This window comes from Duganella callida, from assembly GCF_004614165.1.
In the GTDB taxonomy this organism is placed as follows: domain Bacteria; phylum Pseudomonadota; class Gammaproteobacteria; order Burkholderiales; family Burkholderiaceae_D; genus Rugamonas; species Rugamonas callida.
In genome coordinates this window covers 1-4,851 of the sequence record NZ_SPVG01000127.1, presented here as the reverse complement: position 1 = coordinate 4,851, position 4,851 = coordinate 1, and the positions used below count along the sequence as shown (strand labels likewise).

General features: G+C 68.0%; 5 protein-coding genes. 3 read left to right on the top strand and 2 right to left on the bottom strand.

Annotation, left to right across the window (positions count from 1 at the left end; translation table 11 throughout):
- Positions 1 to 159: 159 nt before the first annotated feature.
- Complete coding sequence (locus E4L98_RS12560) at positions 160 to 1,395, bottom strand: pyridoxal-dependent decarboxylase, exosortase A system-associated (RefSeq protein WP_135201894.1); 1,236 nt, start codon at positions 1,393 to 1,395, stop codon at positions 160 to 162.
- Positions 1,392 to 2,984, bottom strand: a complete 1,593-nt coding sequence (locus E4L98_RS12555; RefSeq protein WP_135201893.1) for an acyl-CoA ligase (AMP-forming), exosortase A system-associated — start codon at positions 2,982 to 2,984, stop codon at positions 1,392 to 1,394. The genes E4L98_RS12560 and E4L98_RS12555 overlap by 4 nt, the downstream gene beginning before the upstream one ends.
- Before the next feature lie 214 nt (positions 2,985 to 3,198).
- Here E4L98_RS12555 and E4L98_RS12550 point away from each other — a divergent pair, with 214 nt between their 5' ends.
- The 3 genes from E4L98_RS12550 to E4L98_RS12540 all read left to right on the top strand — a co-directional run.
- Positions 3,199 to 3,447, top strand: a complete 249-nt coding sequence (locus tag E4L98_RS12550; RefSeq protein WP_135201892.1) for an acyl carrier protein — start codon at positions 3,199 to 3,201, stop codon at positions 3,445 to 3,447.
- Positions 3,447 to 4,280, top strand: a complete 834-nt coding sequence (locus E4L98_RS12545; protein ID WP_229257377.1) for a hydrolase 2, exosortase A system-associated — start codon at positions 3,447 to 3,449, stop codon at positions 4,278 to 4,280. The genes E4L98_RS12550 and E4L98_RS12545 overlap by 1 nt, the downstream gene beginning before the upstream one ends.
- Positions 4,277 to 4,851: hydrolase 1, exosortase A system-associated (locus tag E4L98_RS12540; RefSeq protein ID WP_135201891.1), on the top strand; the 575-nt coding region annotated here is incomplete at its 3' end. The genes E4L98_RS12545 and E4L98_RS12540, both read left to right, overlap by 4 nt.

The following is a 4,851-nucleotide window of genomic DNA, read 5'->3' as shown; positions in this document are numbered from 1 at the left end:
CTGCGCGCGCCGGTCAGCGCTTGCAGCGGCGCCTGGTCGAAGCGCGACAGCGGCGCCGCCATCGCCCGCAGCAGCGCGTCGTGCTCCGGCGCACCGCCGCTGTGGCCCATCCAGCCGCACAAACCGCTCATGATCCGCTCCCCGTTGCCCTCAGCTTGTTCATACCAGCACCTCCAGCGCCGCCGGATGGCCGAGGAAAGCCGCCGGACTGGCGCTCAGCCCGTAGGCGCCCGACTGGAACACCACCACCAGGTCGCCCGCCCCGGCCTGCGCCAGGTCCATCTGGTCCGCCAGCAAATCGAGCGGCGTGCACAGCGGCCCCACCACCGAGGCCGTCTCGCGCGGGCCGCCCTGCATGCGGTTGCCGATGGCGACCGGATAATTCTTGCGTATCACTTGCCCGAAATTGCCGGACGCGGCCAGATGATGATGCAGGCCGCCATCGGTCACCAGGAACACCTGGCCGCGCGACACCTTGCGCTCGATCACCCGCGCCACGTAGACGCCGGCCTCGCCGACCAGATAACGGCCAAGCTCGGTGACGATGGCCGCCTGCGGCAACCGCGCGCGTAGCGCCGGCAGCAACTGCCCCAGATTGATGCCCACGCTTTCCAGGTCCAGCCGCTGCTCGCCGGGAAAATACGGAATACCAAAGCCGCCGCCGATATTCAGCAGGCGCGGCGCGCGCGGCGCCGCCTCGGCCAGCCGCAGCGCCAGCGCCAGGGTTTTTTCGTGGGCTTCCCGCAGCGCTTCCACCTTCAGGTTTTGCGAACCGCAATAAATGTGGAAGCCGTGGAAATCCAGTTCGAGCGCGGCCATGCGCCGCAGCATGGCCGGCACCAGTTCGGCATCGACGCCAAACTGCTTGGGGCCGCCGCCCATCTTCATGCCCGACGACTTCAGTTCGAAATCGGGATTGACGCGCACCGCCACCCTGGGCGCGATGCCCAGCGCATTGCCGATCACGGCCGCGCGTTCCATTTCGCCGGCCGATTCCAGGTTCAGCACCACGCCGGCGGCGATCGCACGCCGCAGCTCGCCATCGGTCTTGCCGGGGCCGGCGAAGCTGATGTGGGCCGGCGCCATGCCGGTGTCCAGCGCCACCTGCAGCTCGCCGCCGGAAGCGACATCGATTCCATCGACCAGCCCGGCGAGATGCTGCACCACGGCCGGCATCGGATTGGCCTTCATCGCATAATGCAGCTGGACCTCGGACGGCAAACAGCGCCGCAGCAATGCCACGCGCGCGCTCAGCAGCGCACGGTCGTAGGCGTAGAACGGCGTCTGGCCGACGCGCTCCGCCAGCCGGGTCAGCGCCATGCCGCCGACCTGCAGGCAGTCGTCGACGATGGCGAAGCCGCTCAGCGGCGCGTGTTGGGGGCGGGACGGATTCATGCGGCGTTCTCGCTGAAGACATCGGCCAGCTGCGTGCTCAGCAGCTTGCGGTCGATCTTGCCGTTGGGGTTGCGCGGCAGGCTTGCGCTGGCCATGATGATTTTCTGCGGCAGCATGTAGGCCGGCAGATGCGGTTTCAGCGCGGCCAGCAACTCGGCTGCGCTCAGGCTGCTGCCCTCGCGCGCCAGGGCCAGCACCACGATCGCCTGGCCCAGGGTCGGATGGCTGACGCCCAGCGCGGCGGCCTCGGCCACGTGCTCGCGCGCATAGACCACCTCTTCCACCTCGGTCGGGCTGACGCGGTAGCCGGAAGTCTTGATCATCTCGTCGTCGCGGCTGATGAAATACAGGAAGCCGTCCTCGTCGCGGCGCACGGTGTCGCCCGACCACACCGCCATCTCGGTCAGCATCAAGCCGGACTGCGGCGAGCGGAATGGCTTGAAGCGCTCGGCGGTCTTGGCCGCGTCGTTCCAGTAGCCCAGCGACACCAGCGCGCCTCGATGCACCAGCTCGCCCGGCTCGCCCGGCGCGCATTCGCTGCCGTCCGGCCGCAGCACCAGCACCTCGGCGTTGGGAATCGCCTTGCCCATGGAATCGGGGCGCCGCTCCAGCTCCTCGGGCGGCAGGAAGGTGGAGCGGAACGCTTCGGTCAGGCCGTACATCAGGAACGGCCGCGCCTTGGGCAGCGCCTGGCGCAGCGCCGCCAGCGTCGGCCGCTGCATGGCGCCGCCGGAATTGGTCAGGTAACGCAGGGTGCAGTCGGCCGGCCAGTTCAGCTGCGCCAGCTGTATCCACAACGGCGGTACGGCGGCCAGGCCGGTGATGCCTTCCTTCTGCACCGCCAGCAGCACGTCGCGCGCCAGCAGGTGATTGATCAGTACCGCCGTCGCGCCGCTGTGGAACGCCGTGGTCAACTGGCTGAGGCCGTAATCGAAGCTGAGCGGCAGCACCGCCAGGATGCGATCGTCGGGCGTGTTGCCGAGATAGCTGGCGACGCTGCGCGCGCCGGCCACCATATTCCGGTGCGACAGCACCACACCCTTGGGCTTGCCCGTGCTGCCGGAGGTGTACAGGATGGCGGCCATGTCGGTATCGATCACGCGGTGCGCGGCCGCGGTGCCGCCTCCGCCCTCGGCCTGCAACGCCGCCCAGGCCAGCAGGCGCTGCCCTGCCAGCTGCGGCGCCGACGCCACATCACCGGTCACCACCACGTGGCGCAGATCGGGACACTCGCCCAGCACCGGCGCCAGCAACTTCAGGCGGTCGACCGAGGTCACCAGCACCCGCACATTGCAATCGCGCAGGATGTGCAGCACCTGCTCGGGTTTGAGCAGCGGATTGACCGGCACGAACACCGCGCCGGCGGCGGCCGCGCCGAACATCGCCGCCACATTCTCGACGTTTTTTTCCAGATAAACCGCGACCCGTTCGCCGCGCTGCACGGCCAGCGCCAGCAGCCCGCCGGCGGTGCGTTGTATCAGGGCCGCCAATGTTGCGTAATCGAGACGCTGCTCGCCATACACCAGCGCCTCGGCGTCGCCGTTGCGCTGCGCCGACAGCGCCACAAAATCGTGTATCAACTCACTCATCACAACCAGTCCTGTACAGCGGTTGGCGGGGAAAAATACCTCTGAGAAAACAGTTCTTAACGAAACGAAAACCGTTGCAGAGATATTAGCATTTTATTACCTGGGATATCAAAAAAATATTTTACGTTAGTATCTTCACATCAAGTCATGTTGCAACTTAAAACACAGGTTATACTCACGACATGCCTAAATTGAAACATGCATGGAGCTGCGTATGTACCTGCAACAAGTCAAAGAGCTGCTGATCGATGTGCTGAGCTTGTCGCCCGAGGTCGGCAACGCCCTGACCCCAGATTCAGCACTGCTGGGCAGCATTCCGGAGCTGGACTCGATGGCCGTGGTCAGCCTGATCACCGCCATGGAGGAACGCTTCGGCTTCAGCATCGACGACGACGACATCAGCGCCGCCACTTTCGCCACGCTCGGCAGCCTGGACGCTTTCGTGAGCAACAAACTGGGTTAATGCTAATGGCTGCCACGCCGTTCTTTCTTGCGCGCGAACAGGGACAGCGCTTTTGCCTGGCGCATGCCCCCGCCGGCCGCTGCCGCGGCGCGCTGCTGTATCTGCACCCGTTCGCCGAAGAGATGAACAAAACCCGGCGCATGGCGGCGCTGCAGGCGCGCGCGCTGGCCGAGGCAGGCTATGCGGTGCTGCAACTGGACCTGGCAGGCTGTGGCGACAGCAGCGGCGATTTCGCCGACGCCAGCTGGGACGGCTGGCTGGCCGACGTGGCGGCCGGACGGCAGTGGCTGGAGCAGCAATACGATCAGCCGGTGACGCTGTGGGGACTGCGCACAGGCGCCCTGCTGGCCCTCGATTACGCGCGGACCGCCGCCCGTGCGCCGCGGCGTCTGCTGCTGTGGCAGCCGGTGCTGAACGGCGCCACCTTTCTGACCCAGTTCCTGCGCCTGCGCATGGCCAACGCGCTGCTGGCGGAAGGCCGGCAAGGCGCCGCCGAAGACACCCAAACCCTGCGCGCCACGCTGCAAGGCGGCGCGCCGCTGGAAGTGGCCGGCTACACGCTGGCGCCGGCGCTGGCCGCCAGCCTGGATGGTCTCGACGCCATCCGGCTGCCAGCGCCGGCCTGCCCGGTCGACTGGTTCGAGCTGGTGGCGGCCGCCGATCGTCCCCTGCCCATACCGGCCACCCGCCTGGCCGCCGCGTGGCGCGAACAAGGCTGTCCATTGACGCAGCAGGCTATCGTGGGGCCGTCGTTCTGGGCCACGCAGGAAATCAGCGTCAGCCCGGCGTTGCTGGCCGCCACCAGTGCGCTGTTCACGGGGGCCGCGCCATGAATGCCTCCGAACAGGCGCTCGGCTTCCGCTGTGGCGACGATGCGCTGTACGGCATCCTCAGCCTGCCGGCGCAGCCGGCCAGCCGTGGCGTGCTGATCGTTGTCGGCGGGCCACAGTACCGCGCCGGCAGCCACCGCCAGTTCACCCTGCTGGCGCGCAGCCTGGCCGCGCACGGCATACCGGCGCTGCGCTTCGATTACCGCGGCATGGGCGACAGCGAGGGCGAACAGCGCGATTTCAGCAATGTCGAGGACGACCTGCGCGCCGCGCTCGACGCGTTCCAGGCCGCCGTGCCGGGGCTGCACGAGATCGTGCTGTGGGGCTTGTGCGACGCCGCCTCGGCCGCGCTGTGTTACGCGGCCGGCGATGAGCGCGTGCGCGGCCTGGTGCTGCTCAATCCGTGGGTGCGCACCACCGAGGGCCTGGCGCGCGCCACCCTCAAACATTACTACCGCGACCGCCTGCTGCAGCCCGAGCTGTGGCGCAAGGTGCTACGCGGCCAGTTCAAGCTCGGCGCCGCCGCGCGTTCGCTGCTGTCGCTGGCCGGCGCCGCGCGCGCACGGCCGGCGGC